General features: G+C 71.7%; 27 protein-coding genes. 20 read left to right on the top strand and 7 right to left on the bottom strand.

Annotation, left to right across the window (positions count from 1 at the left end):
• Positions 1-131 precede the first annotated feature (131 nt).
• Positions 132-851, top strand: coding sequence for a DinB family protein (locus tag EWH70_RS11980; protein WP_130475394.1), 720 nt, complete (start codon positions 132-134; stop codon positions 849-851).
• A 12-nt stretch (positions 852-863) separates the two neighbouring features.
• Here the strand turns inward: EWH70_RS11980 and EWH70_RS11975 are convergent, their stop codons facing one another.
• Together EWH70_RS11975 and EWH70_RS11970 are read right to left on the bottom strand one after the other, a co-directional pair.
• Positions 864-1,319, bottom strand: coding sequence for a GNAT family N-acetyltransferase (locus tag EWH70_RS11975; protein WP_130475393.1), 456 nt, complete (start codon positions 1,317-1,319; stop codon positions 864-866).
• A gap of 20 nt (positions 1,320-1,339) precedes the next feature.
• On the bottom strand, positions 1,340-1,789 hold the full coding sequence (locus EWH70_RS11970) for a MarR family winged helix-turn-helix transcriptional regulator (protein ID WP_130475392.1): 450 nt from the start codon (positions 1,787-1,789) through the stop codon (positions 1,340-1,342).
• Positions 1,790-1,851: 62 nt separating this feature from the next.
• On the opposite strand from EWH70_RS11970, the gene EWH70_RS11965 reads away from it, so the two are divergent.
• The gene (locus tag EWH70_RS11965; protein ID WP_130475391.1) at positions 1,852-2,220 is read left to right on the top strand and encodes a VOC family protein; all 369 of its coding nucleotides are present in this window, start codon (positions 1,852-1,854) and stop codon (positions 2,218-2,220) included.
• 20 nt (positions 2,221-2,240) lie between these two features.
• Entirely contained in the window at positions 2,241-2,861 is a 621-nt protein-coding gene (locus EWH70_RS11960) for a formylglycine-generating enzyme family protein (protein ID WP_130475390.1), read from the top strand.
• Here EWH70_RS11960 and EWH70_RS11955 read toward each other — a convergent pair.
• Together EWH70_RS11955 and EWH70_RS11950 are read right to left on the bottom strand one after the other, a co-directional pair.
• Positions 2,851-3,660: an ABC transporter permease gene (locus EWH70_RS11955; protein ID WP_130475389.1), complete on the bottom strand. Its 810-nt coding sequence runs from the start codon at positions 3,658-3,660 to the stop codon at positions 2,851-2,853. The genes EWH70_RS11960 and EWH70_RS11955 overlap by 11 nt on opposite strands.
• Positions 3,657-4,574 (bottom strand): ABC transporter ATP-binding protein, encoded by a 918-nt coding sequence (locus EWH70_RS11950; protein ID WP_240686942.1) that lies wholly within the window; start codon positions 4,572-4,574, stop codon positions 3,657-3,659. The genes EWH70_RS11955 and EWH70_RS11950 overlap by 4 nt, the downstream gene beginning before the upstream one ends.
• A gap of 73 nt (positions 4,575-4,647) precedes the next feature.
• On the opposite strand from EWH70_RS11950, the gene EWH70_RS11945 reads away from it, so the two are divergent.
• On the top strand, positions 4,648-5,376 hold the full coding sequence (locus EWH70_RS11945) for a MerR family transcriptional regulator (RefSeq protein ID WP_130475388.1): 729 nt from the start codon (positions 4,648-4,650) through the stop codon (positions 5,374-5,376).
• A gap of 10 nt (positions 5,377-5,386) precedes the next feature.
• On the opposite strand, the gene EWH70_RS11940 is transcribed toward EWH70_RS11945, so the two are convergent.
• Positions 5,387-6,031 (bottom strand): VldE C-terminal domain-containing protein, encoded by a 645-nt coding sequence (locus EWH70_RS11940; RefSeq protein WP_130475387.1) that lies wholly within the window; start codon positions 6,029-6,031, stop codon positions 5,387-5,389.
• A 205-nt stretch (positions 6,032-6,236) separates the two neighbouring features.
• Positions 6,237-6,848: a TetR/AcrR family transcriptional regulator gene (locus EWH70_RS11935; RefSeq protein ID WP_130475386.1), complete on the bottom strand. Its 612-nt coding sequence runs from the start codon at positions 6,846-6,848 to the stop codon at positions 6,237-6,239.
• Positions 6,849-6,931: 83 nt separating this feature from the next.
• Between EWH70_RS11935 and EWH70_RS11930 the strand changes: the two genes are divergently transcribed.
• The 14 genes from EWH70_RS11930 (at position 6,932) to dinB (ending at position 20,354) form a co-directional block, all read left to right on the top strand.
• The gene (locus EWH70_RS11930) at positions 6,932-7,747 is read left to right on the top strand and encodes an oxygenase MpaB family protein (protein ID WP_240686941.1); all 816 of its coding nucleotides are present in this window, start codon (positions 6,932-6,934) and stop codon (positions 7,745-7,747) included.
• A 103-nt stretch (positions 7,748-7,850) separates the two neighbouring features.
• On the top strand, positions 7,851-9,029 hold the full coding sequence (locus tag EWH70_RS11925) for a TetR/AcrR family transcriptional regulator (RefSeq protein WP_130475385.1): 1,179 nt from the start codon (positions 7,851-7,853) through the stop codon (positions 9,027-9,029).
• Positions 9,030-9,165: 136 nt separating this feature from the next.
• On the top strand, positions 9,166-9,981 hold the full coding sequence (locus EWH70_RS11920; protein ID WP_130475384.1) for an MlaE family ABC transporter permease: 816 nt from the start codon (positions 9,166-9,168) through the stop codon (positions 9,979-9,981).
• The gene (locus EWH70_RS11915) at positions 9,981-10,832 is read left to right on the top strand and encodes an MlaE family ABC transporter permease (RefSeq protein WP_130475383.1); all 852 of its coding nucleotides are present in this window, start codon (positions 9,981-9,983) and stop codon (positions 10,830-10,832) included. Before EWH70_RS11920 ends, EWH70_RS11915 begins: the two co-directional genes overlap by 1 nt.
• Positions 10,829-12,016 (top strand): MCE family protein, encoded by a 1,188-nt coding sequence (locus tag EWH70_RS11910; protein WP_130475382.1) that lies wholly within the window; start codon positions 10,829-10,831, stop codon positions 12,014-12,016. Before EWH70_RS11915 ends, EWH70_RS11910 begins: the two co-directional genes overlap by 4 nt.
• Positions 12,013-13,026 (top strand): MCE family protein, encoded by a 1,014-nt coding sequence (locus EWH70_RS11905; protein WP_165436242.1) that lies wholly within the window; start codon positions 12,013-12,015, stop codon positions 13,024-13,026. The genes EWH70_RS11910 and EWH70_RS11905 overlap by 4 nt, the downstream gene beginning before the upstream one ends.
• Complete coding sequence (locus tag EWH70_RS11900; protein ID WP_165436241.1) at positions 13,023-14,003, top strand: MCE family protein; 981 nt, start codon at positions 13,023-13,025, stop codon at positions 14,001-14,003. Before EWH70_RS11905 ends, EWH70_RS11900 begins: the two co-directional genes overlap by 4 nt.
• Positions 14,000-15,082 (top strand): MCE family protein, encoded by a 1,083-nt coding sequence (locus tag EWH70_RS11895; protein ID WP_130475379.1) that lies wholly within the window; start codon positions 14,000-14,002, stop codon positions 15,080-15,082. Before EWH70_RS11900 ends, EWH70_RS11895 begins: the two co-directional genes overlap by 4 nt.
• Positions 15,079-16,104 carry an MCE family protein gene (locus EWH70_RS11890; RefSeq protein ID WP_165436240.1) on the top strand — a complete coding sequence of 342 codons (1,026 nt, stop codon included), beginning with the start codon at positions 15,079-15,081 and terminating at the stop codon, positions 16,102-16,104. Before EWH70_RS11895 ends, EWH70_RS11890 begins: the two co-directional genes overlap by 4 nt.
• A complete protein-coding gene (locus EWH70_RS11885) occupies positions 16,101-17,330 on the top strand; it encodes an MlaD family protein (RefSeq protein ID WP_130475377.1) in 1,230 nt (409 codons plus the stop codon). The genes EWH70_RS11890 and EWH70_RS11885 overlap by 4 nt, the downstream gene beginning before the upstream one ends.
• 14 nt (positions 17,331-17,344) lie before the next feature.
• On the top strand, positions 17,345-17,899 hold the full coding sequence (locus tag EWH70_RS11880; RefSeq protein ID WP_130475376.1) for a hypothetical protein: 555 nt from the start codon (positions 17,345-17,347) through the stop codon (positions 17,897-17,899).
• 113 nt (positions 17,900-18,012) lie between these two features.
• On the top strand, positions 18,013-18,672 hold the full coding sequence (locus tag EWH70_RS11875) for a C39 family peptidase (protein WP_130475375.1): 660 nt from the start codon (positions 18,013-18,015) through the stop codon (positions 18,670-18,672).
• Positions 18,673-18,798: 126 nt separating this feature from the next.
• A complete protein-coding gene (locus EWH70_RS11870) occupies positions 18,799-19,128 on the top strand; it encodes a hypothetical protein (RefSeq protein ID WP_130475374.1) in 330 nt (109 codons plus the stop codon).
• A 32-nt stretch (positions 19,129-19,160) separates the two neighbouring features.
• Positions 19,161-20,354 (top strand): DNA polymerase IV, encoded by a 1,194-nt coding sequence (gene dinB, locus EWH70_RS11865; protein ID WP_130475373.1) that lies wholly within the window; start codon positions 19,161-19,163, stop codon positions 20,352-20,354.
• Here the strand turns inward: dinB and EWH70_RS11860 are convergent.
• On the bottom strand, positions 20,351-22,444 hold the full coding sequence (locus EWH70_RS11860; protein WP_130475372.1) for a prolyl oligopeptidase family serine peptidase: 2,094 nt from the start codon (positions 22,442-22,444) through the stop codon (positions 20,351-20,353). The genes dinB and EWH70_RS11860 overlap by 4 nt on opposite strands.
• Before the next feature lie 182 nt (positions 22,445-22,626).
• Here EWH70_RS11860 and EWH70_RS35440 point away from each other — a divergent pair, with 182 nt between their 5' ends.
• Both EWH70_RS35440 and EWH70_RS11850 read left to right on the top strand, forming a co-directional pair.
• Positions 22,627-23,118, top strand: a complete 492-nt coding sequence (locus EWH70_RS35440; RefSeq protein ID WP_165436239.1) for an SRPBCC family protein — start codon at positions 22,627-22,629, stop codon at positions 23,116-23,118.
• On the top strand, positions 23,115-24,530 hold the full coding sequence (locus EWH70_RS11850) for an MFS transporter (RefSeq protein WP_165436238.1): 1,416 nt from the start codon (positions 23,115-23,117) through the stop codon (positions 24,528-24,530). The genes EWH70_RS35440 and EWH70_RS11850 overlap by 4 nt, the downstream gene beginning before the upstream one ends.
• Positions 24,531-24,706: the final 176 nt, after the last annotated feature.

The following is a 24,706-nucleotide window of genomic DNA, read 5'->3' as shown; positions in this document are numbered from 1 at the left end:
GTCAACGCCCGCAGGGCACTTCCCAACGAGCAGGCCGTGCTCAAGCCGGGCTCGTCCCACGGCCATCTTCGCGCTGGGGAGGCCAGCATCACGACGGGAGGCTGTCGGTGCCCGGGCCTAGTGTGCGGGGCATGACACGATTCGTCGACGAGGATCTGCGCGGCGCGGAGTTCCGCGAGTGCGACCTGACCGGGGCCCGCCTGGTCGGCGTCGTCATGCGGGATGCAGTGATCGACGGGATGGTGACCAACCTCGTGGTGAACGGTGTGGAGGTCACCAGGTACGTCGAGGCGGAGCTCGACCGGCGTCATCCGGTCCGGGTACTGATCCGTTCCGAGGACCCCGCCGATCTGCGCGAGGCATGGCGTCAGCTCCAGGACGGCTGGGCCGCCACGATCGAGCGCATCCGTCGTCGGCCCGGCATCGAGCGCCGCGCCGTGAACGACGAGTGGTCGGCAGGGCAGACGCTGCGCCACCTGGTCTTCGTCCACGACTCGTGGTTCCGTCGCTGCTGCCTGGGCTCGGCGGAGCCGTTCACACCGATGGGCATCGGGCCGACCGTCGAACCCTACCGCGGAGCACACGGGCTCGACCTCTCGCTCGATCCGGCCCTCGACGAGATCGTGCGCGTGCGTGACATGCAGGCCGCCGAACTCGACGCCTGGCTCGGCGAGGTCACCGCCGAGCAGCTCGCCGCGCCGGCACCGGTACCCGACGACGATGTCTGGCCGCCGTACGCCCGGGGCCGCTCGGTACGGCAGTGCCTCGGCACGGTGCTCAACGAGACCTTCGAGCACCACCGCTTCTGCGTCCGTGACCTCGACCTGATCGAGGCGTCGGACGCCGAGTAGGGATGCCGGTCGTCACCGCTGGCGGGAGAAGCGCATGCGGATCTTCCTGTCGTTCTCCCCGTGCCTGCCTGTTTCCTGGAAACCGTGCCGCTGGTAGAAGGCCTGCGCGCGGGTGTTGACCGCGAGCACGTCGAGGACGAGGTCCTGGTCCCGCCGTGCCGCGATGTCGACGACCGACCGGATCAGCTGGGCACCGATGCCCCGTCCCTGGTAGCGGGGATCGAGTTCGATCCGTCCCAGGTAGACCTCGTTCGCCCGGTACTCGACGACCAGGATGCCCGCGTCGGTCCCGTCGACGACGACGATCTGCCAGCGGGCGGGGTCGAACCCACGCTCGTGATACCCGCGTTGATCCTCGTCGTCCCAGCCCCAGATCGCCGCGACGTAGTCGCCCATGGCGGCCTTGTGGAGCTGGAAGCAGAACTCGCTGTCGGCCGGGGTCGCCGGGCGCAGGGAGATGGCGCTCATGTGGCGATCACTCCTGGACACTAGGCGCCGTCACGCAGCGAATGGATCATGCTTCGCAGGATCCGCGACGCGGCTGCCTGCTCGGCCGAGGTCAGGCCGGCGAGCATCCTGGCCTCGACCGACCGGACCGCCGCGGACGCCTTGGCGAGCCGCCGCCTGCCCAGCGGTGTGAGGCGGGTGGGAAGCACCTTCCCGGCCGGCGCCTGGGCGGGCCTGGTCACCTGACCCTCTCGTTCCAGGGTCTGGAGCAGCACGTTCATCGACTGCCGGGTCACGAACGCGCCCCGCGCCAGTTCGGAGTTCGACAAGCCCGGTCGCTGAGCCAGCAACTCGAGGCAGGAGTAATGCGTCACGGTCATCCCGAGCGGTTTCAGTACCTCCTCCATGGCCGCCCGCAGGACGCTCGACGCTTCTTTCAGCAGGTAGCCCAGTGACGTCTCCAGGTCGACGCCCGCACCGTCTTGACTCATGTCAGCATTCTGACATAGATTGCCTGTGTCAGAAACCTGACACGTAACCAAGGAGTGTCATCATGCCCGCCACCGGCCCCGACTTCATCTCGCTCCAAGCGCGCGACCTCGACGCGTCGCAGGCGTTCTACGAGCGGTACCTCGGCCTCGTCCGTTCCCCGGCCGGACCTCCGCACGCCGTCGTCTTCGAGACGAAGCCGATCGCGTTCGCGCTCCGCGAGGTCATTCCCGGCACCGATCTCGACTCCGTCGCCCAGCCCGGCATCGGTGCCGCGATCTGGCTCCACGCCACGGACGTCCAGGCCATTCACGATGCTCTCGCCGCCGACGGTCACACCATCGTCTCCGCACCGGTCGACGGCCCCTTCGGCCGGACGTTCACCTTCGCCGATCCCGACGGCTACTGGGTCACTCTCCACGATCGCGGCTGACAAACCCGTAGGGTGGTCCGGTGGATCTCGAACCGGTGACCGGCGGTGTGGTGGACCTTCGCGACGACCGGCGCGGCCTGACCTGGCGTACCGAGGTCAGTCCGTTCCTGCTCGGCCGCTGTCCGGTCACCGAGCGGGAGTACCGGTCGTCCGGCGGGCTGCTGCCCGCGACGAACCTGAGCTGGTTCGACGCCGTCGACTGGTGCAACCGCGCCTCCGTGGCGGCCGGGTTCACCCCGGTCTACACCCGCGACGGCGACGACGTGGTGTGCGACTGGTCGGCCGACGGGTACCGGCTGCCCACCGACGCGGAGTGGCAGCACGCCTGCAAGGCCGGAAGCACCGGGTACCGCTACGGCGAACTCGACGAGATCGCCTGGTACGCGGACAACTCCGGGGAACGGACCCACGAGGTCGGCGGCAAGCGGCCCAACGCGTGGGGCCTGCACGACATGCTCGGCAACGTCTGGGAGTGGTGCTGGGACCGCTACGACCCGCACACCTACGGAAGCTACCGGATCTTCCGCGGTGGCGGCTGGGCCGAGCCGGCGCGCGGTTGCGGTGCGACCGTGCGCCGGCGCAGCCACCCGACGTTCGCCATCGACGACCTCGGGTTCCGGGTGGCCAGGACTACTGGCTGACCGTGGCGCCGGTCGCCCGGCGGGTCGTGCGGCGCAGCACGATCGGCGCCAGGACCAGGCCCAGTATCGCCCAGGCGCCGAGCACGCCGATCATCTCCAGGTGTCGCCAGGACTCGCCGATCTCGATCACCGCCTGCGCCTCGGGCAGCAGCGCCGAGCGCAGGCCGAGGCCGAGCCAGTACACCGGAAACGCCTGCGCGACCCACTGCAGCCACTCGGGCATCGCGGTGACCGGGTAGAACACCCCCGAGATCACCGCGAGGCCCATGACCAGCAGCGTGACGAAGCCGAGGGTCTGCGCGTCGCGGAACAGCGCGCCCAGTAGCGCGCCGATCGGCAGCGTGGCGAGCAGACCGAGAACCAGCACCCAGAGCAGGGTGACGGCGTCCACGGTCAGGCCGTCGAACACCAGTACCGCGGGCACCAGCACCACCACCAGCGTCGCCACGGTGAGCGCGGCCTGCCCGCTGACCTTGCCGACGACGTAGCCGAGCATGCCGTTGGGGACGACCTTCGCCCGCAGCAGCGCGCCGGTCTGCCGGTCGGTGGTCAGCGCCACCGACAGCCCGAGCAGGGCGGCCAGGACGACGTTGGTCCCCAGGATGCCGGGAACCGCCTGCGTGCCGAGGGAGAAGCCGGTGCCGCCGATGGTGCGGTCCTTGAGGATGTACATCACCACCAGTGCGATGACCGGCATGAACAGCCAGCTGATCAGCTCCGCCGGGCTGCCCGCGGTCTGCCGGAACTCGATCCAGCCCCTGCGTAGTCCGGCTTGGACGGCCACTGTGGACGGTGTCACGCGTTCGCTCCCATCAGGTCGGCGGGGGCCTCGGTGCGCAGACCGGACTCGATGTCGCGCACCATGGCCAGGTAGACGTCCTCCAGGCTCGCCCGGTGCACCTCGAGGTCGGTGACGTGCTCACCGTGCCGGGCGAACAGGTCACGCACGTAGCCGGTGGCGTCGGCACAGGAGTGGGTGACGGGCTCGCCGTCCAGCCGGTAGCGCACCCGGCTGTTGCCTGCCACCCGGTCGGCCAGCGTGGCCGCGTCACCCTCGGCGACAACGGTCCCGCCGGCCAGGATGACGATCCGGTCGGCGAGCTTCTCGGCCTCGGCGAGATCGTGCGTGGTCAGCAGGATCGACGTCGAGTCCACAGCGGACAGCCGGGTGATCAGCTCGTGGAACTCCTGCCGTGCCTGCGGATCGAAGCCGACGGTGGGCTCGTCCAGGAACAGCAGCTCCGGCCTGCCCGCCAGCCCGATGGCGACGTCGAGCCGTCGCCGCTGGCCGCCGGAGAGCGCGGCGATCCTGGTGCCCGCCTGGTCGGCGAGGCCGACCAGGTCGAGCAGTTCGGCGGTGTCGTACGGGGTCGTGTACGGGGTGTAGAAGTGCCGGAGGTGGTCGAGCAGTTCGCCCGCGCGCCAGCGGCCGTGGTCGTTCCAGGCCTGCAGCACGATGCCGAGGCGCGCCCGCCACGCCTCGCCGCCCGTGCCGGGATCGGTGCCGAGCACCCGCACGTGCCCGGCGGACCGGACGCGCAGCCCCTCCAGGATCTCGACGGTCGTCGTCTTGCCGGCACCGTTCGGGCCGAGCAGGGCCAGTACCTCACCGCGGTCGATGCGCAGATCCACGCCGCGGAGTACGTCGGTCGGCCCGTACCGCATCCGCAGGTCGCGTACCTCGACGACCGCCTCGTTCTCACCGGAAACCATGCCTTAAAGCGTATCGTTGAACCCGCTCCCTTAAGTTTTTCAACGAATACGCGAGAACTACCAGGAGTCGGGTGTGCCAAAACCTCAACTCGGCCGTGAAGGCGGGCTCCGTTCCGTCGACCTCGCTCGCTCGGTCGGGATCTCGGCACAGCAGATCCGCAACTACGTCGACGCCGGCATCCTGCCGCCGGCACGGCGGTCCCCGTCCGGTCACCGCCGGTTCGACGAGCGGCATCAGCTGGCGCTGACCGCCTACCGCACGCTGGCCACCGGATTCGGCTGGGAGACCGCGCGCTCCATCATGCGCGCGTTGCACGGCGAGGGGACAGCCGTCGCGCTGGCGCACGTCGACGCCGCCCACGCCGCGCTGCACGAGCAGCGGCAGTCGGTGCGGGTGGCGACGGAGGCGCTGGAGGCCATCGCCGGGCAGGCACCGGAGGACGCGGTGCCCGCCCGGTCCGGGCTGCGGGTGGGTGAGGTCGCCGCACAACTCGGGGTGCGGACATCAGCGCTGCGGCTCTGGGAGTCGGCGGGCCTGCTGGTGCCCGGCCGGGAGCGGGGGACCGGCTACCGCCGCTACGACGCGGCGGACGTCCGGGACGCGCGGATGGTGATCCTGTTGCGGCAGGCCCGCTACCCGCTGGCCCGGATCAGGGTCGTGCTCGACGACCTGCGCTCGGCCGGGAGCACGGCCGCGCTGCGTGCGGCGATGGCCGACCGCGAAGCGGCGATGACCGCGACCGCCACCGCGATGCTGGCCGGCGCGGCGGCACTGCACCGCTATCTGGCGGCCGGGGTCTGAGCACGCCGGCTCAGCAGGTCACGGACACCTTGGCGCCGGAGCGGAACGAGACGTGCACGTGGTCGAAGTGGTTGGCCGTGGCGCCGCCGCGGTCCTCCATCATCGACCAGCCGCTGCCGTCGTTGTACCGCTGCCGCCAGATCACGTAGGTGATGCCGAACGCCTTGCGGTTGGCCAGAAGGTAGTCGGCGATCTCGTTGCCGGTCTTGGTGTCGACCATGAAGTCGAGTGCCAGGCCGTCGGGGTGGTCACTGGCACCGGACCGGCCGGCGCGGCCGCCGATGTCGTCGACACCGAACTTCGCCTTGATGTGGTTGCCGACCTGCGCGACGTGCGGCTTGGTGCCGTCCAGTGTCGACGAGCACGCCTCGGCCGGGGGAGTCGTGGTCGTGGTCGTCGGCTTGGGCGGGGTGGTCGTCGTCGTGGTCGACGACGGGGGCGGGGTGGTGGTGCTGGGGGGCGGGGTGGTGGTGCTCGGCGGGGGAGGCGGAGCGGGGGGAGGGGCCATGGCGAGTGCGGCACCCGTGGTCTCGGTGGTCTGCCACGCTCCGGAGGTCAGCCAGACCGAGGAAGCGAGCACCACGGCGACTCCGGCGCCGATACCGGTCGGTCTCTTCCACGAGGACTCGACCTTCTTGCGATGTCGACCTGCCATTTCTACGATCACCAACAATTCACGGGGGACTTCGGGGAGCTCCGCAGAGCCTGCGCTACATTACGAAACGGCTACGGCGGTGTCACGCCCGAGTGTCTTCGGCCACATTCCCGCAGGCAGGCTTGACGCGTCAGCCAGCGGGGATTCCGTAAAGCAATCGGCCGATTACGCCGGAAAACAGTTTTCCTAATGCGTGGCGAAACTGTCAGGAAAGATCGCCGACGGCCACGAACAGGGTGACACACCGCTCCACGACCGCTTCCTCGGGCCAGGCCAGGGTGCCGTCCAGCCAGGACGTCAGCGTCTGCGCGAGGCCGCCGACCAGGAACTCCGTGTCCAGTTCCAGGTCCGCGTGGCCGTCCTCGCCGTAGAACGCCCTCGCCTGCGAGCCGAGCACCCGGGCGAACATCCGGGCTGACTCCGCCCGCCGCCGCAGCAGCACCGGCATGTTCACCGCCGGGGAGAACAGGAGCCGGCCGGTACGCGGGTCGTCGGCGATGATCCGCACCAGCGTGGCCAGCCCCGCCCGGGACTTCGCCGTCGCGTCGGCGGGCGCCGCGGCGACGGCGGCCAGCGTGCGGGTGACGATGTCGCCGACGACCTGGTCGAACACCGCTTCGGCCAGCGCGTCGCGGTCGGTGAAGCTCTCGTAGAAGTACCGCGACGCCAGCCCCGCCCGCCTGCACACGCCACGCACCGTCAGTTCCTCGCCGGACCCGAGCAGGTCCAGCCCGGCCTCGACGAACTGTGCGCGGCGCTCGGCCTGCCGGTCGCCTCCGGCGACACCGCCGTACACGCGCAGCGGGGTGGTCTCCATGGGCCCCATCTTGACAGTCCGCCAGCGAAGCCGTCTCATATTTGACAACGGCCGTGTGCAGATACGCCCGGAAGGAGCACCCCGTGGACGTGGTGACCAGGCAGGAACAGGACACCGTGATCGGCGCCGGACTGCTGGCCGGCACGGCGAACGTGATCATGCAGCTGAGCAAACTGCCGGTCGGCTACGGCGTGCTGGAGAGCCGGGTGGACAGCGGCAACATCTTCAAGCACCCGGTCAAGCGCACCCGCACCACGCTGACCTACCTCGCCGTGGTCTCGCTGGGCACCGACGAGGAGCGCCAGGCCTACCGCCGCGCCGTCAACGGCGCGCACGCGCAGGTCCGCTCCACCGAGTCGAGCCCGGTGTCCTACAACGCCTTCGACCCGCGGCTGCAGCTGTGGGTGGCCGCCTGCCTGTACCGCGGGCTGGAGGACACCTGCGCGGCGTTCGGCGAGCCCGCCGGCGAGGCCGAGCTGGACCGCCGTTACCAGGAGGCCGCGCGGCTGGGCACCACCCTGCAGGTGCCGCGCGAGGCGTGGCCTGCCGACCGGGAGGCCTTCGCCCGGTACTGGGACGCCGAGGTGGCGGCCATCCGCCTCGACGACACCGTGCGCCGCTACCTGCACGACCTGATCGAGCTGCGCTACCTGCCCCGGCCGCTGGCTGTGCTCGGGGTGCCGCTGCACCGCTTCGTCACCACCGGTTTCCTGCCGCCGCGCTTCCGGGAGGAGATGCGGCTGCCCTGGTCGCCACGTAGCCAGCGCCGGTTCGACCGGCTCACCGGCGCCATCAGGGCGGTCGTCCGGGTGCTGCCGGTGCCGTTGCGGCAGTTCCCGTTCAACGCCTACCTGTGGGACCTGCGACGCAGGCTCCGCCATGGCCTGCCGCTCGTCTGACGCGAACGGCCATTAACTTGGCTCGGCAGCTACCCAGCTCGGAGCCCAGAACGCGATCACCGTGCGACGACCACCGGGTCACCGGTGTCGCTAGACTTCCCCCGTGGCCACCCCCACCAGGCGCCGCACCCCGCGCCCACCCGACCGCAGGGAGCAGATCGCCGCCACCGCGGCCGAGCTGTTCTGCGCACGCGGCTACCACAACGTCGGTATCGGCGACATCGCCGAGGCCGTCGGCGTCACCGGTCCCGCCATCTACCGGCATTTCAGCACCAAGCAGGACGTGCTGGCCGCGGCGATGCTGGACCTCGCCGACGAGCTGGCCGGCCCGGTCGCACGCAACGCGGCCGCCGACGGCCCGGCGGGCGAGCGGCTGGACGCCGCACTGGCCGCGCTGGTCGACTTCTCGCTGCGCCGCCGCCGCGCGGCCCGGCTCTACCAGTGGGAGGGCCGCCACCTCGCCGCGCCGGACCGTACCGAGGTCGGCCGCCGCATGGGAACGGTCGTGCGCGACCTGCGCCGGATGCTGCTCGCCACCCGTCCGCGGCTGGGCAGGACCGACGCGACCGTGCTGGTCTGGTCGGTGCTCAGCGTCATCGCCAGCCCGTCGACCCATCGTGCCGCACTGGCCAGGGCCCGGGCCCAGGCCGTGCTGCACGACTGCTGCCGCGCGGTGCTGGCCGTCGCGGAACTGCCGCCGCCTCCGGCGGCACCGTCCGGCGGTCCGGCACTGGACGCGCTGCCCCGGCGGGAACGGCTGCTGGTGGAGGCCGTCCGGCTGTTCAACCGGCACGGCTACCACGCGGTGAGCATGGAGGACATCGGCGCGGCCGCCGGTATCAACTCCTCCAGCGTCTACCGGCACTTCCCGAGCAAGGCGGGCGTGCTCGCCGCCGCCTACTACCGCTCGGTCGCGCGCCTGGAGGTCCTCGCCGAGGACGTGCTGACCACCGGCGACCCGGCGACCGCGCTGGACCGGCTGGTGACCGGTTACGTCCGGCACACGTTCGCGCAGTCCGAACAGGCCGCGGTCTACGTGTCGGAGAACGAGAACCTCGACCCGGACGACCGGCACGCGCTCCGGCAGGCGCAGCGCAGGCACGTCGACCTCTGGGTGGAGCTGGCCTCGCGGGCCCGGCCGGACGATCCGGCACCGGAACTGAGATTCCGCGTGCATGCCGCGCTCAACATCGTCACCGACCTCGCCCGCACCCGCCGCTCGTGCGTCGGTCCCGAGCACGCCGAACGCGTCGTCCGGCAGCTGATCGTTCCGGAGAACTAGGCGAACCGAGATTCACTTAGCCGCACCTGCCATGCGGCACCTCCAAGCCTGACAACAGGGCTGGTCACATTCGCGTGGTGTTGTTATCGTCACATGACGCGACCCGCCATTAAGCCAGCGCCGGCAGGAGGTGGTCATGCGGGCACCCGTGGCACCTCCCCGCGAACGCGGACCGGTCGGCAGGACCATGGCCGAGGTCGGCGACCTGGCGGCGTTCTGCGGGTACACCCTCGTCGCCGGAGTGCGTGCCCTGCTCGGCGGGCGGCTGCCCGCCGGGGAACTGACCCGGCAGCTGTGGTTCCTCGCCTCGGTCACCACACTTCCCTCGATTCTGGTGATGCTGCCGTTCGGCGTGGCTGTGTCGCTGAACGTGGGCTCGCTGGCGGCGCAGATCGGCGCCGAGGCCTACGGCGGCGCCGTGGTGGCGTTCCTGATCATCGGCCAGGCCGGGCCCATGGTCTGCGCGCTGATGATCGCGGGTGTCGGCGGCTCGGCCATCACCGCCGACCTCGGTGCCCGCCGCATCCGCGAGGAGACCGACGCGCTGGAGGTCATGGGCATCTCGACGGTGACCCGGCTCGTCGTGCCCCGCGTGATCGCCGCGGTGGTGGTGAGCGTGTTGCTCTGCGCGGTGCTTATGGTCGTCGGCATCGGTGCCAGCCTGCTGTTCCACGTCTGGGTGCTGGACGGCACGGCAGGCGGGTTCCTCGGCACGCTGACCCGGTTCGCGTCGCCCGCGGACTTCGTGTCGGCCGAACTGAAGGCCGCCGCGTTCGGTCTGCTGTCCGCACTGGTCGCCGGGTACAAGGGGCTCACCGTCCGGGGTGGACCGCAGGGGGTCGGCAACGCCGTCAACGAGGCGGTCGTGCTGGCGTTCATCGCGGTGTTCGTCGCCAACGCGGTGATCAGCCAGGTGTTCGGCCTGATCGTCCCGGCGCGGGGGGAGTACTGATGGCCGTCTCGCCGATCCCGCGCCCGGTCCGGCTCGCCGGCCGGGCCGGTGCGGACCGCCTGGTCGGCCTCGGTACCCAGTTCGCGTTCTACGGCACCGCGCTCGCGGCCACCCCGCGGGCGCTGGCCCGATACTGGCGGCAGGTGCTGCGGCACATGGCCGACATCAGCTTCGGGTCGGGCGCGCTGCTGGCCGGGGGCGGGACGATCGGTGTCATCTTCGCGATGTCCTTCGTCTCCGGAACCCAGGTGGGCCTGGAGGGTTTCCGCGGCCTCGACCTGGTCGGGCTGTCGCCGCTGTCCGGCGTCATGTCCGCGGTGGCCAACACCAGGGAGGTCGCGCCGGTGGTGGCGAGCGTCGCGCTCGCGGCCAAGGTGGGCACCGGTTTCACCGCGCAGCTGGGTGCCATGCGCATCTCCGAGGAGATCGACGCGCTGGAGTCGATGAGCGTGCGCCCGGTGACCTACCTGGTCACCACCCGGATGATCGCCGCGTTCCTCGCCGTCATCCCGCTGTACCTGGTGGGGCTGTTCGCCTCCTACGTCGCCACCGGCATCGCCGTGGTCAACCTCAACGGCCAGTCGCAGGGCACCTACGACTACTACTTCACGCTGTTCCTGCCGCCGGTCGACGTCCTGTACTCGCTGGGCAAGGCGCTGCTGTTCGCCGGCATCGTCACGCTCGTGCACTGCTACCACGGGTTCCACGCCCGCGGCGGACCGGAGGGCGTCGGCAGGGCGGCAGGGCGGGCGCTGCGCACCAGCATCGTGCTGATCGCGGCGGCCGACGTGCTGCTGACCGCGGTGTTCTGGGGCGTGCACCAGACGCTGCCCGGGATGGCACCGCGATGAGCCGCCTCCGGCTGGCGCTCCTCGGCGTCGCCGGGGTGGTCGTGCTGCTCGCCGGGGCGGTGACCGCCGTGGCCTTCCGCGCCGGTGCGTTCGACGGCGACCCTCGGCTGACGCTGGTCGTGCCCGCCGCCGCGGGACCGCTGAGGGACCGCGCGCCGGTGCAGTACCGCGGCGTCGTCGTCGGCACGGTCACCGACGTCGCCGCCGGGCCCCGCGAGTCGACGCTGACGCTGACCATGTCCGGCCATACGCCCGTTCCGGCGTCGGTGCGGGCCCGGCTGCTGCCCCGCACGCTGTTCGGTGACCAGTACGTCGACCTGTCCACACCGGACGGTGCGCCGGACGGCGGCACGCTGCGGGACGGAGACCACGTGCGGCACGACGACAGCGCGCCCTCGGCGCAGCTCTACGCCGCGGCCACCCGGCTCTACGACCTGCTGCGTGCCCTGCGCCCGGCCGAGCTGTCGGCGGCGCTCGGGGCCGTCGCCGACGCACTGCGTGGCAGGGGAGCCCGGCTCGGCAGGCTGATCGACCAGGCACACGAGTTCGCCGGTGCGGCGGGCCCGGCCACCGAGGCCGTGCTCGCGCGGCTGCCCGAGGTCGCCGCGCTCACCGACGAGCTGGCCGCCGCCGCGCCGGACGCGTTGCGGGCGCTGGACGACGCGGTCGCCCTGTCGCAGACGGTCGTTGCCCGCTCCGGCGACCTGCGCAGGTTGCTGCTGGCCGGGACCGCGACCGCCGCGGCCGCCGAAGGGCTGCTGCTGGACAACGCCGACCGCATGGTCCACCTCGTGCGCAACAGCGCGCCGGTACTGGAGACGGTCGCCGGCCGGCCCGGTGCCGCGGCGGCGACCGTGCGGGGTGCGGGCGAGCTGATGGGCGCGGTGCACCGGGCGTTCGCGCACGGACCGTGGGTCGCCATCGAGGCGCCGGTGACGCTGGACGACCCGATGCCCTACACCCCGGCCGACTGCCCGCGCTACGGGAACGTCGCCGGGCCCAACTGCGGTGCCGCCCCGCCACCGGCACCGTCACCGCCGCCGAGCGGGGGCACCGTCGGCCCGGTCGGCGGCGAGGTGGAACGCGAGCGGCTGCGGCAACTGGTGCCGCAGGCGCCGCCGGACCTGGTGAGCCTGCTCGCCGGCCCGATCCTGCGCGGCGCGAAGGTGGTGCTGGGCCCGTGAAGCCGGTGGGAGCCCTGCTCGGATTCGGCGTGTTCGCCGCCGTCGCGGTGTTCTGCGCGACGCTGGTGATCAACACGCTCGCCGTCCCGGTGCGCGGGGACACGGTGTCCTACCGGGGCGAGTTCACCGACGTCAGCGGCCTGGTCACAGGGGCGGACGTCACCGTCGCCGGTGTGCGGGTCGGCCGGGTCACCGGCGTGCACCTGGCGGCCGGGCGTGCCGCCGTCGACTTCGAGGTACGGGCCGGGCAGCACATTCCCGCCGACGCCGGGCTGGCCATCCGCTACGCCGACCTGCTCGGCGGGCGGGTGCTGACCGTGACGCCCGGCCCGAGCGGCCCGGCGGGGCAGCCCGCCCTGGAGCCCGGCGCGCTCGTCGGCGTGGACCGCACCCGGCCCGCGCTGGACCTCACCGCGCTGCTGAACGGGTTCCGGCCGCTGTTCGACGCGCTCGACCCGGCCCAGGTCAACCAGCTCGCCGGGGAGATCATCGCGACGTTCCAGGGGCAGGGCGGGACGGTGCGCGGCCTGCTCGCCCGCACGGTCGCCGTCACCGAGCACCTCGCCACCCGCAGGGAGACGCTGAGCGCGGTGCTGCGCAACCTCAACTCGACGGTCGACCTGACGATCAGGCACCGCGCGGACTTCCGGGAACTGGTGTCCAGTGTGGACACCCTGGTGGCCGGGCTGGCCGAGGACCGGGGACGCTTCGCCGAGGCACTCGACGCGGGCGCGGCACTGGCCGGGTCGCTGAACACCACCCTGGACCGCGCCGAGCCGCAGATCCAGCCGCTGCTGGGGGCGCTGGCCGGTGCGGGCGGGACCCTGGCCCGCAACTCCGCGGCGCTCGGCGAGGCAGCGGGCAGGCTGCCGCCGATCCTGGACAACCTGGGCCGCACTCTGGACTACGGCTCCTGGGTCAACATCTACCTCTGCAACCTGCGGCTGGAGACCGGCCCGCTGGGCAGGCTGGACCTGACCGGCGGACCGCATTCGGAGGTGTGCCGGTGAACTGGACACCGAAACGTCCACTGTGGACCGGATTGCTGGGTATCGGCGCGGTCCTCGGCCTGCTGGCCGTCGCCGTGCTCGCGCCGCGGGCCTACTTCACGGCCACCACCGCGGACTACCACGCGCACGTGGCCAACGCCTCGGGCCTGCGGGCCGACGACCCGGTGCACGTCGCCGGGGTGCCCGCGGGCCGGGTGACCAGCGTGACGCTGGCCGGAGACCGGGTCGACGTGGCGTTCCGGCTCGACCGCGACGTCACGCTCGGCGACCGCAGCGAGGCCGCGGTCAAGCTGCTGACCGTGCTCGGCAGGCGGTACCTGGAGGTGCGGCCGGCGGGCCAGGGGTCGCTGGAGACCATCCCGCTGGAGCGGACCAGGGTGCCTTACCTGCTCGACGACCTGGGCCGGGACGCCCAGCAGACCACCGGGCAGCTCGACCTGAACCGCATCCGGCAGATGCTGCGCACGCTGGCCGAGGTGACCCCGGACGATCCCGCCCAGCTGCGCCGGGCACTCGACGGCGCGGGCGCGGTGGCGACCGTGGTCAGCGAGAACGACGCCGAGCTGGGCCGCCTGCTCACCGGCGCGCAGCAGGTAACCCAGCTGCTCATCGGCCAGAGCGACCGGCTGGTCACCCTGCTCGGCAACGCCGATCTGGTGCTGCGCACGCTGACCGATCGCAAGGAGGTCATCGCCACGCTGCTCACCGACGTCGACCGGCTCACCGCCACGGCGGCGGCGCTGTTGCGGGAGAACCGGCCGCGGCTGGACACCGTGCTCGGCCAGCTGCGGACGATCACCCAGTCGCTGCACGCCCGGCAGGGTGAGCTGGCCGCGACGATCACCCGGCTGGCGCCGGTCAGCCGCTACCTCGCCAACGCCACCGGCAACGGCACCTGGGGCGACGTCGCGTCGCCCGGCGGGCCGATCCCGGACAACCTGCTCTGCGTGGTGGGCCTGGCCAGGGGGTGCCGATGAAACGCCTGCTCGCCGCGGCCGTGATCGCCGTGCTGCTGGCCGCCGGGGGTCTCTGGTATTTCACCCGGGACGACGCCGTGCGCACGGTGACCGCCGACTTCGCCCAGGCCGACGGTGTCTTCCCGGGCAACCGGGTGACCGTGCTCGGCGTCGAGGTCGGCACGGTGACCGCCACCGAGCCACGCGGCGGCACCGTCCGGGTCACCATGGCGGTTCCCGGTGATCTCCGGCTGCCTGCCGAGGTCGGCGCCTGGGTGATCACGCCGTCGGTGATCAGCGAGAAGTACGTCGAGCTGGATCCGCCCTACCGCGGCGGGCCCGCCGCCGAGGGCGATCTCGCCATCCCGCTCGAACGCACCCGCGCCCCGCTGGCGTTCGACGAGCTGATGCGATCGCTGAACACACTGCTCACCGCGCTGGGCCCGCCCGCGCCGGGACAGCCGTCGCCGCTGGGCCAGCTGGTCGGGCAGGGTGCCAGGGCACTGGACGGCAACGGCGCCCGGTTCCGGGACGCCGTCGGCAAGATCGCGCGGGCGTCGGAGGTCGTGGCCGGGCACGGCGACGACATCACCGCGGCACTGTCCAGCCTGGACACGCTGGTGCGCACCCTGGCCGCCAACAAGTCCACAGTGGACTCCGTGACCGGCGCGGTGACCGAGGCGGCACGGCTGTTCGGCGAGCAACGCGGCCAGCTCGCGGGCAGCCTCACCCAGCTGGCCGAGACGCTGCGGCAGGTCAACGGGCTGGTCGAGGCACACGGGGCGCCGCTGGCCGAGGACCTCGGCAGGCTGGCGGCACTGAGCAGCACGGTCGGCGCGCACCAGCGGCAGCTCGCCGAGATCCTCGACGTCGCACCGCTGGCGTTCGACAACTTCGGCAGGGCCATCACCCCGGACGGCAGGCTGCGGATCCGGCTCAACATCTCCACCAATCTGTCCCAGATCCCGGCCGCGCGGGACCTGTGCGCGCGGTTCCCCATCCCGCTGTGCTCGGGCGCGGGCCTGGTGAATCCGATCCCGTTCCCGCCGGCCGCGATCGACGGGCTGGGCATCGGGTCGGTGCTGGGCGGTGGCCGGTGAGGGCCAGGGCGGCGGTCGTGGCGGCGGCCCTGCTGTGCGGTGGCTGCGTCGGGCTGCAGGACCTGCCGGTGGGCCGCTCCCCGGACGGCCCCGTCTACCACCTGACGCTGCGCTTCGCCGACGCCGGGACGCTCACCGCGGGCGGCAAGGTCAAGCTCGGCCAGGCCGAGGTCGGCCGCGTCGGCGAACTGCGTGCCGAGGGGTTCGAGGCGGTGCTGACCGTGGCCGTGCGGGAGGAGGTCGTCCTGCCGGAGGGAACCACCGCGCGCATCGAGGCCGACTCGGCGCTGGGGGAGCAGTTCGTCGCACTGCACCCGCCGGCGGGCCCGGGGCCGGGCAGGCTCGCCGACGGCGCGGTGATCCGCGATACGTCCACCGGCCCGTCGGTCGAGGACCTGCTGGCCGCCGCCGGCACCGTGGTCGGCGGCTCCGGGCTGGACCAGGTGCGCACGATCGTCACCGAGACCAGCGCGGCGATCGGCGGGCGGGAGGACAAGCTGCGTGAGCTGTTCACCCGGCTGGACACGCTGCTGGGGTCGGTGCAGGCCCACCGCGGCGAGCTGACCAGGACCGTGGACTCGCTGAACGCGCTGGCGGCACTGGCCGTCCGGGAGCAGGCCACGCTCACCGCCGGGCTCACCAGGCTCGCGCCCGCCCTGCGGGTGCTGGCCGACCAGCGCACCCACGTCCAGGACCTGCTCGGCCGCGTCACCACGCTGAGCCGGGTCACCACCGAGGCGCTGGGCCGCACCCGCGAGCAGTTGCTCGGCATGCTGCCGCGGGCCCGGCAGGTGCTGGCGGAGGTCGGCTCGCTCGACGGCGAACTCGGCCGCACGCTGGCGATGCTGGAGCCGTTCGGCCGCGACCTCGCCCGCGCGATCCCCGGCGACTACCTCAACGTCGACGGGACACTGGACGTACCGGGCACGATCCTGCCGCTGCTCACCGGGTCGCCGCTGCCGGCCGGGAGCGCGCCGGAGCCGGGCGGTCTCGACGCCCTGCTGCGCGGGGGTGTCCGGTGAGCCGGGCGCTGTCGCGGTCGGTGCTGACCCAGCTTGCCGTGTTCCTGGTGATCGCCGTGGCATGCAGTGCCTACGTCGGGGTGCGCATCTTCGGTGACGACCCGCTCGGCGGCACCTACCGGGTCACCGTCCACATGGCCGACACCGGCGGGCTGACGCCGCTGTCCGACGTCACCTACCGCGGCGTGCGGATCGGCACGGTGACCGGTACCGGCATCCGGCCCGGGTTCGGCGGCGTGGAGATCCACCTGGAGCTGCGCGCGGGCACGCGGGTTCCGGCGGCCACGCGGGCGGTGGTCAGCATGGAGACGCCGGTCGCGGTCACGAAACTCGACCTGCGGCCGGACACCGACCGGCCGCCCTACCTCGCCGACGGCGCGGTCATCCACAGCGAGGCGACCAGCCGCCCGCTGCCGCTGGAGACCGTGCTGGTCAACGCCATGCGGTTCGCCGACTCGCTGAACACCGAGGACCTGCACAAGCTCACCGGTGAACTGGCCGCCGGGCTGGCCGGCACGACCGGCGACCTCACGCGCATCCTGGACGCGAGCGGACCGCTGATGGACCTGTTGCGGCGCAACCAGCCCACGCTGGTCAGCCTCACCGGCAACGCCGCGGACCTGCTGGACACCGCTGGCGAGCACGGCCGTGGGCTGCGGGAGACCACGGCCGCCATGCGGGCGCTGACCGGGCAGCTGCGCGGCCAGGTCCCGGCCGTGGAGAGCCTGCTCGACACCGGGCCGCAACTCGCGCAGCGGCTCGTCCCGCTGCTGACCGGCGCGCGGCCCGCGGTGTCGACGCTGATGGGCAACCTGGTCACCACCAGCCAGATCATGGTGACCCGCACCCCGGCGCTGGACCAGCTGCTGGTCGCCATGCCGGACACCCTGCACCGGCTCGCCGGGATCGAACGCGGTGGTGTCGCACGGTTCTACCTGGTCGGTGCGCAGGGCGCGGCGTGCTACTACGGCACGCCCCGGCGGCCGGCCACCGAACAGGGGCCGAGGACGCCGCAGGAGGGCTGGTCCTGTCCCGGCGGGCAGCCCGGCCTGCAGCAACGCGGCGCCGCCAACGCGCCCCGGCCCGCCGTCACCACCTACGACCCCGCCACCGGCCGCACCGTCGCCCCGGACGGGTCGGCGATGCGGATCGGCCCGTCCGGTGGTCAGGCGGGCGTGCTCGGCCCGCGGTCCTGGTACGCCCTGCTGCTGCAGGGCGCCTCGTAGAAGGGAAGTGCATCGTGTCCACCGCAACGTTGACCAGGAAGCCGTCGCCGCGCCCACGCACTGTCTCGCGGGAGCCGCAACCGCGCCGGCCCGCCGGACCGCTGCGCCGGGTGCTGGCCGCGGCGGTCGTCGTGTCGCTGCTCGGCGGTGCCGCGGTGCTGGTCGGGCTGCGCCTGCACGGGGCGTCGGCGATCGAGGACGCACGCGCGTCGGCGGTGGACGCCGGCCGTCGCTACGCGACCTCGATCGCCACCTACGACTTCCGCGACTCGGCGGCCAACCTCAACGGCGTGGTCGCCACGTCGACGGAGAAGTTCGCCGCGGAGTACCGCGAGTCGTCCACGCAGCTGATGCAGCTGATCACCCAGTACCAGGCCACGTCGCAGGGCACGGTGCTGGACGCGGCGGCGACCGAGGTGACCGCCGATCGCGCGGTCGTGCTCGCGTTCGTCGACCAGACCATCCGCAACACCAACCTGAAGGAGCCACGCGTCGACCGCAGCCGCATGCGCCTGGTCCTGCTGCGCTCCGGCGACGAGTGGCGCCTGGACGAGATCACGCTGCTCTGAGGCCGCGACTTTCGTCGTGGGCCGATCGGGTCGCTCCGTCCGATTTGCCGCCTTGTTACGGGATGATCCTGCAGTTGGTCATTCACTGACTATCACTGTGGGGAAGGACTGTCATGGCAAGAATGGGCAAGCTGCTGGTCGCCGCGGCGACCGTGGCCGGGCTGGTGATGGCACCGGCCGCGTACGCGAGCGACGTCGTCGCGCCCGCTCCGGACTGGGTCCGGGCGATGCCGGCTCCGGCCAGGGTCGAGGGCGTCCGGCCGATGGCCGAGCTGAACATCCAGTACCAGGTGCAGGAAACCGGGTACTGGTGCGGCCCGGCCGCCACGCGGATCGCCATGTCCGCGCGGACGTCGAACCTGCCGAGCCAGGGCGCGCTGGCCGCGCAGCTCGGCACCACCGAGAACGGGACCGACCACATCAGCCAGATCACCACGGTGCTGAACCAGAACCTGGGTGGTGGCTGGTACGAGACGAAGGAGATGCCGAACGACCCGCCGACGCAGGCGCAGCGCGACCTGCTGTGGCGTGACATCGTGCTGGACGTCGACAAGGGCTACGCCATCGTCGCCAACATCGTGGCGCCAGCCAACAACCACCCGCCGGGCTACCCGAACTACACCGTCTACCACTACTTCACCATCATCGGCTACAACGCCGAGAACTCGACGGTGAAGATCGCCGACTCGGCGAACTTCGGCGGGAACCAGATCTACTGGCTCACCTTTAACCAATTGGCTACGTTGATCCCGCCGAAGGGTTACGCGGCCTGACCGGTTCGGCGTCCGGCGGTGGTCGGCGCTACCGTTCCGGCCATGGGAACTATTCGGCGTCCGGCGTGCGTCAGGATCTCCTGGGCACTGTGGCTCGGTAACGGTCTTCTCTGGTTCGCGTTCGGTGTGAGCAACCTGGTCGACGGTACCCGGGCGGCCGGGGGAGTGATGGCGCTGGGAGCCCTGACCGTGTTCGGCGCCTTGAGCCTGCGCAGGGGATTCCAGGGGCCGCGTTATGTGCTCACGTTGCTCGGGATCGTGGGACTGGTGTCCATCTTCGGCCTCACCGACACGCCGGCGAACGTGGACTCCGGCGCCTGGCTGGTGGTGGTCATCTTCTGCCTGCTGAGCGGGTCGAGTGTGGCCGCCACCATTCTCATGTGGCTGCCGGAGGCCAGTCTTTACGTGCGGCGAACACGACAAGGATACCAAGAAAATCGAACAAATGATCGATAGGTCTCGCTTCTGAGGTTGGGGCATGCGAACATGTGTTCGTGACCGAACCCACCATTCTGCATGCCGACCTGGACTCGTTCTACGCGTCGGTCGAGCAGCGGGACCGGCCCGTCCTGCGGGGGCGCCCGGTGATCGTGGGTGGTGGCGTGGTGCTGGCCGCGAGCTACGAGGCGAAGGCGTTCGGGGTGCGCACCGCGATGGGTGGTGGCCAGGCCCGCAGGCTCTGCCCGCAGGCCATCATCGTGCCGCCCCGGATGTCGGCCTACTCGGAGGCCAGCAAGGCGGTGTTCGCCGTCTTCCGGGACACCACGCCGCTGGTCGAGGGCATCTCGATCGACGAGGCGTTCCTCGACGTCGGTGGGCTACGCAAGATCGCCGGGCCCGCCGACCAGATCGCCGCCCGGCTGCGGCGCGACGTCGCGGAGCGGGTCGGCCTGCCGATCACCGTCGGCGTGGCACGCACGAAGTTCCTGGCCAAGGTCGCCAGCGGGGTCGCCAAGCCGGACGGGCTGCTCGTCGTCCCGCCGGACGGTGAACTGGACTTCCTGCATCCGCTGCCGGTCGAACGCCTGTGGGGGGTCGGGGAGAAGACGTCGGAGAAGCTGCGGGCACGCGGGGTGCGCACGGTCGGGCAGGTGGCCGCGCTGGGGGAGGCCAGGCTGGTGGCGATGCTCGGCAGAGCCGGCGGCAGGCACCTGCACGCGCTCGCGCACAACCACGACCCGCGCCCGGTGCAGGTGGGCAGGCGCCGCCGGTCCATGGGCGCGCAGCGCGCGCTGGGGCGCGGGCCGAAGTCGCGGGCCGAACTCGACGCGGTCGCCGTGACGCTGGTCGACCGGCTGACCCGACGGCTGCGTGCGGCCGGCCGGGTGTGCCGGACGGTGGTGCTGCGGCTGCGGTTCGCCGACTTCACCCGGATCACGCGGTCGCGCACGCTGGGGGAGGCCACGGACGGCACCGACGTCGTGCTGGCGACGGTGCGTGACCTGCTGGCCGCGGCGATGCCGCTGATCGAGCGGGAGGGCATCACACTGCTCGGCATTTCTCTGTCCAATTTGGACAACCATGGTGCGGTGCAGCTGGAACTGCCGTTCCAGGTGGACCGGGCGACGGCGCTGGACACGGCCCTGGACGGGGTGCGCGACCGCTACGGTACGGCCGCCGTCACCCGGGCCGTCCTGCTCGGCCGCGACCCGGGCATCTCCGTGCCGCTGCTGCCGGACTAGGAGCCCGAGCCGGCCGGTGTCATCCCGAGGTGGTCCATGACGAAGGCGACGATCTCGGCATGGTGTTCGAGGGCTTGCGCTCGCGTCGCCGGCAGATGCCCGTAGTCCTTCCGGACTCGCAGCAGTGGCTTGTTCGCACTGCTCGCGGCGCGCAGCCGCGCGGTGAAGACGCGACCGTGGAACGGCTCGCAGCCGTGGTCGTGTTCCCCGTGGATCTGCAGCACGGCTGGGTGCCGCAGGCCGAGGCGGATGTTGTGGTACGGGGAATAGGCGGCGATCCGGCGGGAGTCATCGGGGTCGGTGACGTCGCCGTAGTCCTCCAGGAACGCCCCGCGCGCGAACCTGGCCGCGGGGTTGCCCTGGCTCTGGAATTCCAGCATGTCCAGCAGTGGCACATCGGCCACCACCGCGCCCCAGAGATCCGGCCGCCGGACCAGCGCGACACCGGCGAGCATGCCGCCGTTGCTCTTGCCGTAGAAGGCCAGCCGCCCGGCTTCGCTGACACCGGCCGCGATCAGGTCGTCGGCGACGGCGAACAGGTCGTCGAAGGTGTTCTGTTTGTTGGTCAGGCGCCCGGCTTCGTACCACTCGCGGCCGTATTCGGCACCACCGCGAAGGTTCGCTTGCACGTACACGCCGCCCGCGTCGAGGAACGGGCCGACATTCCCGAGATAGTGGGGCATCAGCGCCATGTTGAAGCCTCCGTAGGCTTCGATGAACGCCGGCTGTGGCCGGGTGCGGTCGACATCGGCCCGGTGGACGAGAAAGTAGGGGATGCGGGTGCCGTCCCGGCTGGTGGCGAACCCGCGGCCGACGGTCAGTCCCGGAAGTGCCCGGCTGCTCTCGCTTAGCTGGACGAGCTCGTTCGTCCCGGGCAGATAGTGGTAGTCGGCGGATGCCTGCTGGAAGGTTTCGTGGGTGAACGTCAGCTCGGTGGAGCGCTCGAAGCGGCGGGCGGCCATCGCTGTGGGCGAGGAGCCGGAAGCCGGCATCGGGATGGAGGCCTTCGCCTGGCCGGTCGCGGTGATCACCCGGAACTCCACCGCGATGTCCCGGATCTCGCAGACCACGAGGTCGTTCCCGAGTTTCCGGACGCACCGCAGGACCGCTTCGGACTCCGGGACCAGTTCGCGCCAGGTGCCCTCGTCGGAGGAGGTGGCGACGGGGATGGCGACCACCCTGCCGCGGGGCGCCTTGGCGGTGACGACCGCGACGTAGGTGTCGTCGTCGTACCACACACCGTGGCACTCACCGGGGTGGTCCACGGGGAGGAAGGGGCGCCACTCGCCGGTGGCCCGGTCCATGAGGTGGCAGGCGACCTGCTCGTGCTGTCCGGACAGGGCGATGACGTGAGCGCCGTCCGGGGACACCTGCGCGGTCAGCGTGAACGTGTTGTGCGGGAGCTGGGTGTGGGTGAACACGGTGTCGGCCTCGCCGGGGACACCCGGGTCCACCGGGACGAAGCGCATCCGGTGCTCGCCGGCGTCCGTCCGGTCGGCCGTGTAGAACCCGGTACCGTCCGGCAGCCAGCCGGGAGTCGCGCCCGCGGCCAGATGTGGCGGCGCTGTGACGGGCAACAGCCTGCCCTCCTCGGTGCCGACGACGTGCAGTGTGCCGATCGTCTCTCCCAGCGGGTAGGTGGCGAACACGACGCGTGATCCGTCGGGAGCCGGTTCGTACCACAGCAGTTGCGCTCGCGTGCCGTCCTGACCGAACGCGGGGTCGCGTGGGTCGACGATGAGGGTGCGGGGTCCGTCAGCTGTTTCCGAGACCCACAGGCCCAGCGTCGGATCGTCGGCGGTGACCGCGTCGAGACGGAACCAGAACCGGCCCATGCGGCGCGGTGTCGTGGTCCCCCAGATCTCCGCGGTCGACGGCTGGTCCGCGATGGTCCGGTCGAGCTGGTCGCGGACCTCGCCGAAATGCTTCCAGCCGTGGATCGCGGCCGTGGTGACGGCGTTCTCCTGTTCCTGCCAGGCCAGCACCTCGGGTGTGTTCTCCCGCAGCCAGCGGTTCTCGTCGGTGAACGTCACCGACCCGACCGTCACGACCTGCTCCTCCGCGTCACCGTGCGCTGCTTCGGCTGTCACCCGTACTCCTCGGATCCACTTCCTTGGGGCCCTTCAGCCTAGGATTCACCGCCGCGCCGGGGCTGTGGACAGATGTCGGGCCGCGAAGCGGATCTGTTCGACGTCTGTCCAGTTCCCACTCACGACGTGGCGTCTCATGCTGCTACGAGCTTCGCCGCCGGCCCCGCCACCAGGAGGTACGAATGTCCGCACGCTCAGCTCCGGGCACCGCCGCTGCTCCGCACATCGTCGACCTCGTCACCCACAACTCCGTCGAGATTCCCGCGGAACCGGCGGTGATCTGGCCGTTCCTGCTCGACACGAACAGCTGGAAGCAGGGCGCGAAGCCGGTCCGGGAGTCCGGTGAGCCGGACGCCGTCGGGGAGGTCCGGGTCGCCCGCGGGCAGTCCGACGGCGTCGAGTACGTGCTGACCGTCGAGACGGTCGTGCTCGAACCGCCCTTCCGCAAGGTCGTGAAGCTCCTGACCGGTTCACCCGGCGATCCGGGATGGGCGGCCTGGCAGCTCGTCCCGCTCGGGGATTCGGCACTGGTGAGCTACGACGTCTACAGCAGGCACGACATCGGAGGTGCCGGGCTGAGCGTGGAGGACTACCTCGCGTCCCACCGGGTCCGTTTCGACGCCGAGCTCGCCGAGCTCGCGCGGCTGGTCGAGGCGGAGGTGTCCGTCCGATGAGCAACGAAGCGGTGGTCAGCGGCACGCCGGTTGTGCGGGCCCGCGCACGGTCGGTGAGCGTGCTGCTGGTCGGCTGTGTGGTCATCTACGGCCTGCTCGAGGCGATGATTCTGCCCGCCCTCGCGCTCATTCAGCAGGGAATCGGCGCCACACCGGCGCAAGCCGGGTGGATCATCTCGGCGATGGCGCTCACCGGCGGGGTCGCGACCCCGGTCGTGGGCAGGCTCGCCGACGTCCGCGACCGGCGGGGCGTACTGCTCGGCGTTCTCGCGCTCACCTGCGTGGGGATCGCGATCGCGGGGCTGGCCTCCTCGGTGGCGGTGTTCGCGATCGGGCAGGGCCTGCAGGGCGTCGGGATCGGCCTCGTACCCCTGGCCGTCGGCATCGTCCGCGACAGCGAGCCACCCGAGAAGCTCCGCAGGACCAACGGCCTGCTCGTCGGCGGAATGGCCGTCGCGAACGCGACCGGTGTGCTGCTGGCCGGGCCGATCCTCACCGTGCTCTCGTACCGATGGCTGTACTGGATCGCCTTGATCGTGCTCGTACCACTGACGGTGCTCGCGTTCCGCGTGATGCCGTCCTACCCACCCGCGGCGCGGGGCCGGGTCGACTGGGCGGGCGCCATCCTGCTCGGCGCCGGTCTGGTCGCGCTGCTGCTCGGCGTCACGTTCGTCCCGTCGGCGGGCTGGACGTCCGCGCCCGTGCTCGGGCTGGGCGCCGTGGCCGTCCTCGCGCTGGCCGGGTTCGTCGCCGTCGAGCGGCGGGTCGCGCAACCCCTGGTCGACCTGCGGCTGGGCGGACGGGCGGTGGCGATCGTGCACGTGACCGCGTTCGCCGCGGGAATGTCCTCGGCCGTGGTGCTCATCACCGTCCCGACGATCGTCGCGGCACCGGCGGCGACCGGGTACGGACTGGGCCTGACCCCGCTCGTCACCGGGCTGATCATGTTCCCGCTCGGTGTGCTCGGCGCGATCGTCTCCCCGCTGACCGGAAAGCTGGAGAAGCTGGTCGGGTCGCGCATGGTCATGGTCCTGTCCGGCGTCCTGTTCCTCGGCGCGGGGCTGGTGATGATGGGTGGCCGGGCCGACGCCGTCGTGCTCGCCGCCGGCGCCGGCATGGTCGGTGTGGCGGTCGGGGCCGGGCTCACCCAGGGCGTCAACATCATCGCGCTCACACTTCCCGCGGACCGCGTCGCGAGCGTCTCCGGGGTCGCCTACGTCCTGCGGTCGGTGGGCAGTGCGGTCGGTGCCCAGGTAGCCGCCACCGTCGTGGCCCTGGAGGTGATTCCGGGTACGCAGCTGCCCAGCTGGAACGCCATCACCTGGGCGTTCCTCGGTGCCGGCGCGGTGGGTCTCGTTGTGGCCCTGGCGTCCTTCGGCCTTCCCGCCCGGCTGGCCGCCGCACGCCAATAGCCCAAGCGGGGGATGTTCCTCACACCGTCCACTGTGGATAGTCAAGATCGACTTCGTGCACCCGGCGCGGCAGGGCTGTCACGGTGAGCGACCAAACGGAAACTTTTTGTGGACATGGGCGGTCTTGTCTGCTTGCATGGCGTGCGTTGCCGACGTGGTTGTCCGTCGGCGCAACA

Source organism: Amycolatopsis suaedae (assembly GCF_004214935.1).
In the GTDB taxonomy this organism is placed as follows: Bacteria; Actinomycetota; Actinomycetes; order Mycobacteriales; family Pseudonocardiaceae; genus Amycolatopsis; species Amycolatopsis suaedae.
Note: the sequence above shows the minus strand (reverse complement) of the source record. Positions and strands in the feature narration are given on the sequence as shown.

Coding starts and splice junctions, on each gene's coding strand:
- EWH70_RS11980 (WP_130475394.1), top strand. CDS start 132: ATGACACGATTCGTCGACGAGGATCTGCGCGGCGCGGAGTTCCGCGAG.
- EWH70_RS11975 (WP_130475393.1), bottom strand. CDS start 1,319: ATGAGCGCCATCTCCCTGCGCCCGGCGACCCCGGCCGACAGCGAGTTC.
- EWH70_RS11970 (WP_130475392.1), bottom strand. CDS start 1,789: ATGAGTCAAGACGGTGCGGGCGTCGACCTGGAGACGTCACTGGGCTAC.
- EWH70_RS11965 (WP_130475391.1), top strand. CDS start 1,852: ATGCCCGCCACCGGCCCCGACTTCATCTCGCTCCAAGCGCGCGACCTC.
- EWH70_RS11950 (WP_240686942.1), bottom strand. CDS start 4,574: ATGGTTTCCGGTGAGAACGAGGCGGTCGTCGAGGTACGCGACCTGCGG.
- EWH70_RS11940 (WP_130475387.1), bottom strand. CDS start 6,031: ATGGCAGGTCGACATCGCAAGAAGGTCGAGTCCTCGTGGAAGAGACCG.
- EWH70_RS11935 (WP_130475386.1), bottom strand. CDS start 6,848: ATGGAGACCACCCCGCTGCGCGTGTACGGCGGTGTCGCCGGAGGCGAC.
- EWH70_RS11920 (WP_130475384.1), top strand. CDS start 9,166: ATGCGGGCACCCGTGGCACCTCCCCGCGAACGCGGACCGGTCGGCAGG.
- EWH70_RS11915 (WP_130475383.1), top strand. CDS start 9,981: ATGGCCGTCTCGCCGATCCCGCGCCCGGTCCGGCTCGCCGGCCGGGCC.
- EWH70_RS11910 (WP_130475382.1), top strand. CDS start 10,829: ATGAGCCGCCTCCGGCTGGCGCTCCTCGGCGTCGCCGGGGTGGTCGTG.
- EWH70_RS11895 (WP_130475379.1), top strand. CDS start 14,000: ATGAAACGCCTGCTCGCCGCGGCCGTGATCGCCGTGCTGCTGGCCGCC.
- EWH70_RS11875 (WP_130475375.1), top strand. CDS start 18,013: ATGGCAAGAATGGGCAAGCTGCTGGTCGCCGCGGCGACCGTGGCCGGG.
- EWH70_RS35440 (WP_165436239.1), top strand. CDS start 22,627: ATGTCCGCACGCTCAGCTCCGGGCACCGCCGCTGCTCCGCACATCGTC.
- EWH70_RS11850 (WP_165436238.1), top strand. CDS start 23,115: ATGAGCAACGAAGCGGTGGTCAGCGGCACGCCGGTTGTGCGGGCCCGC.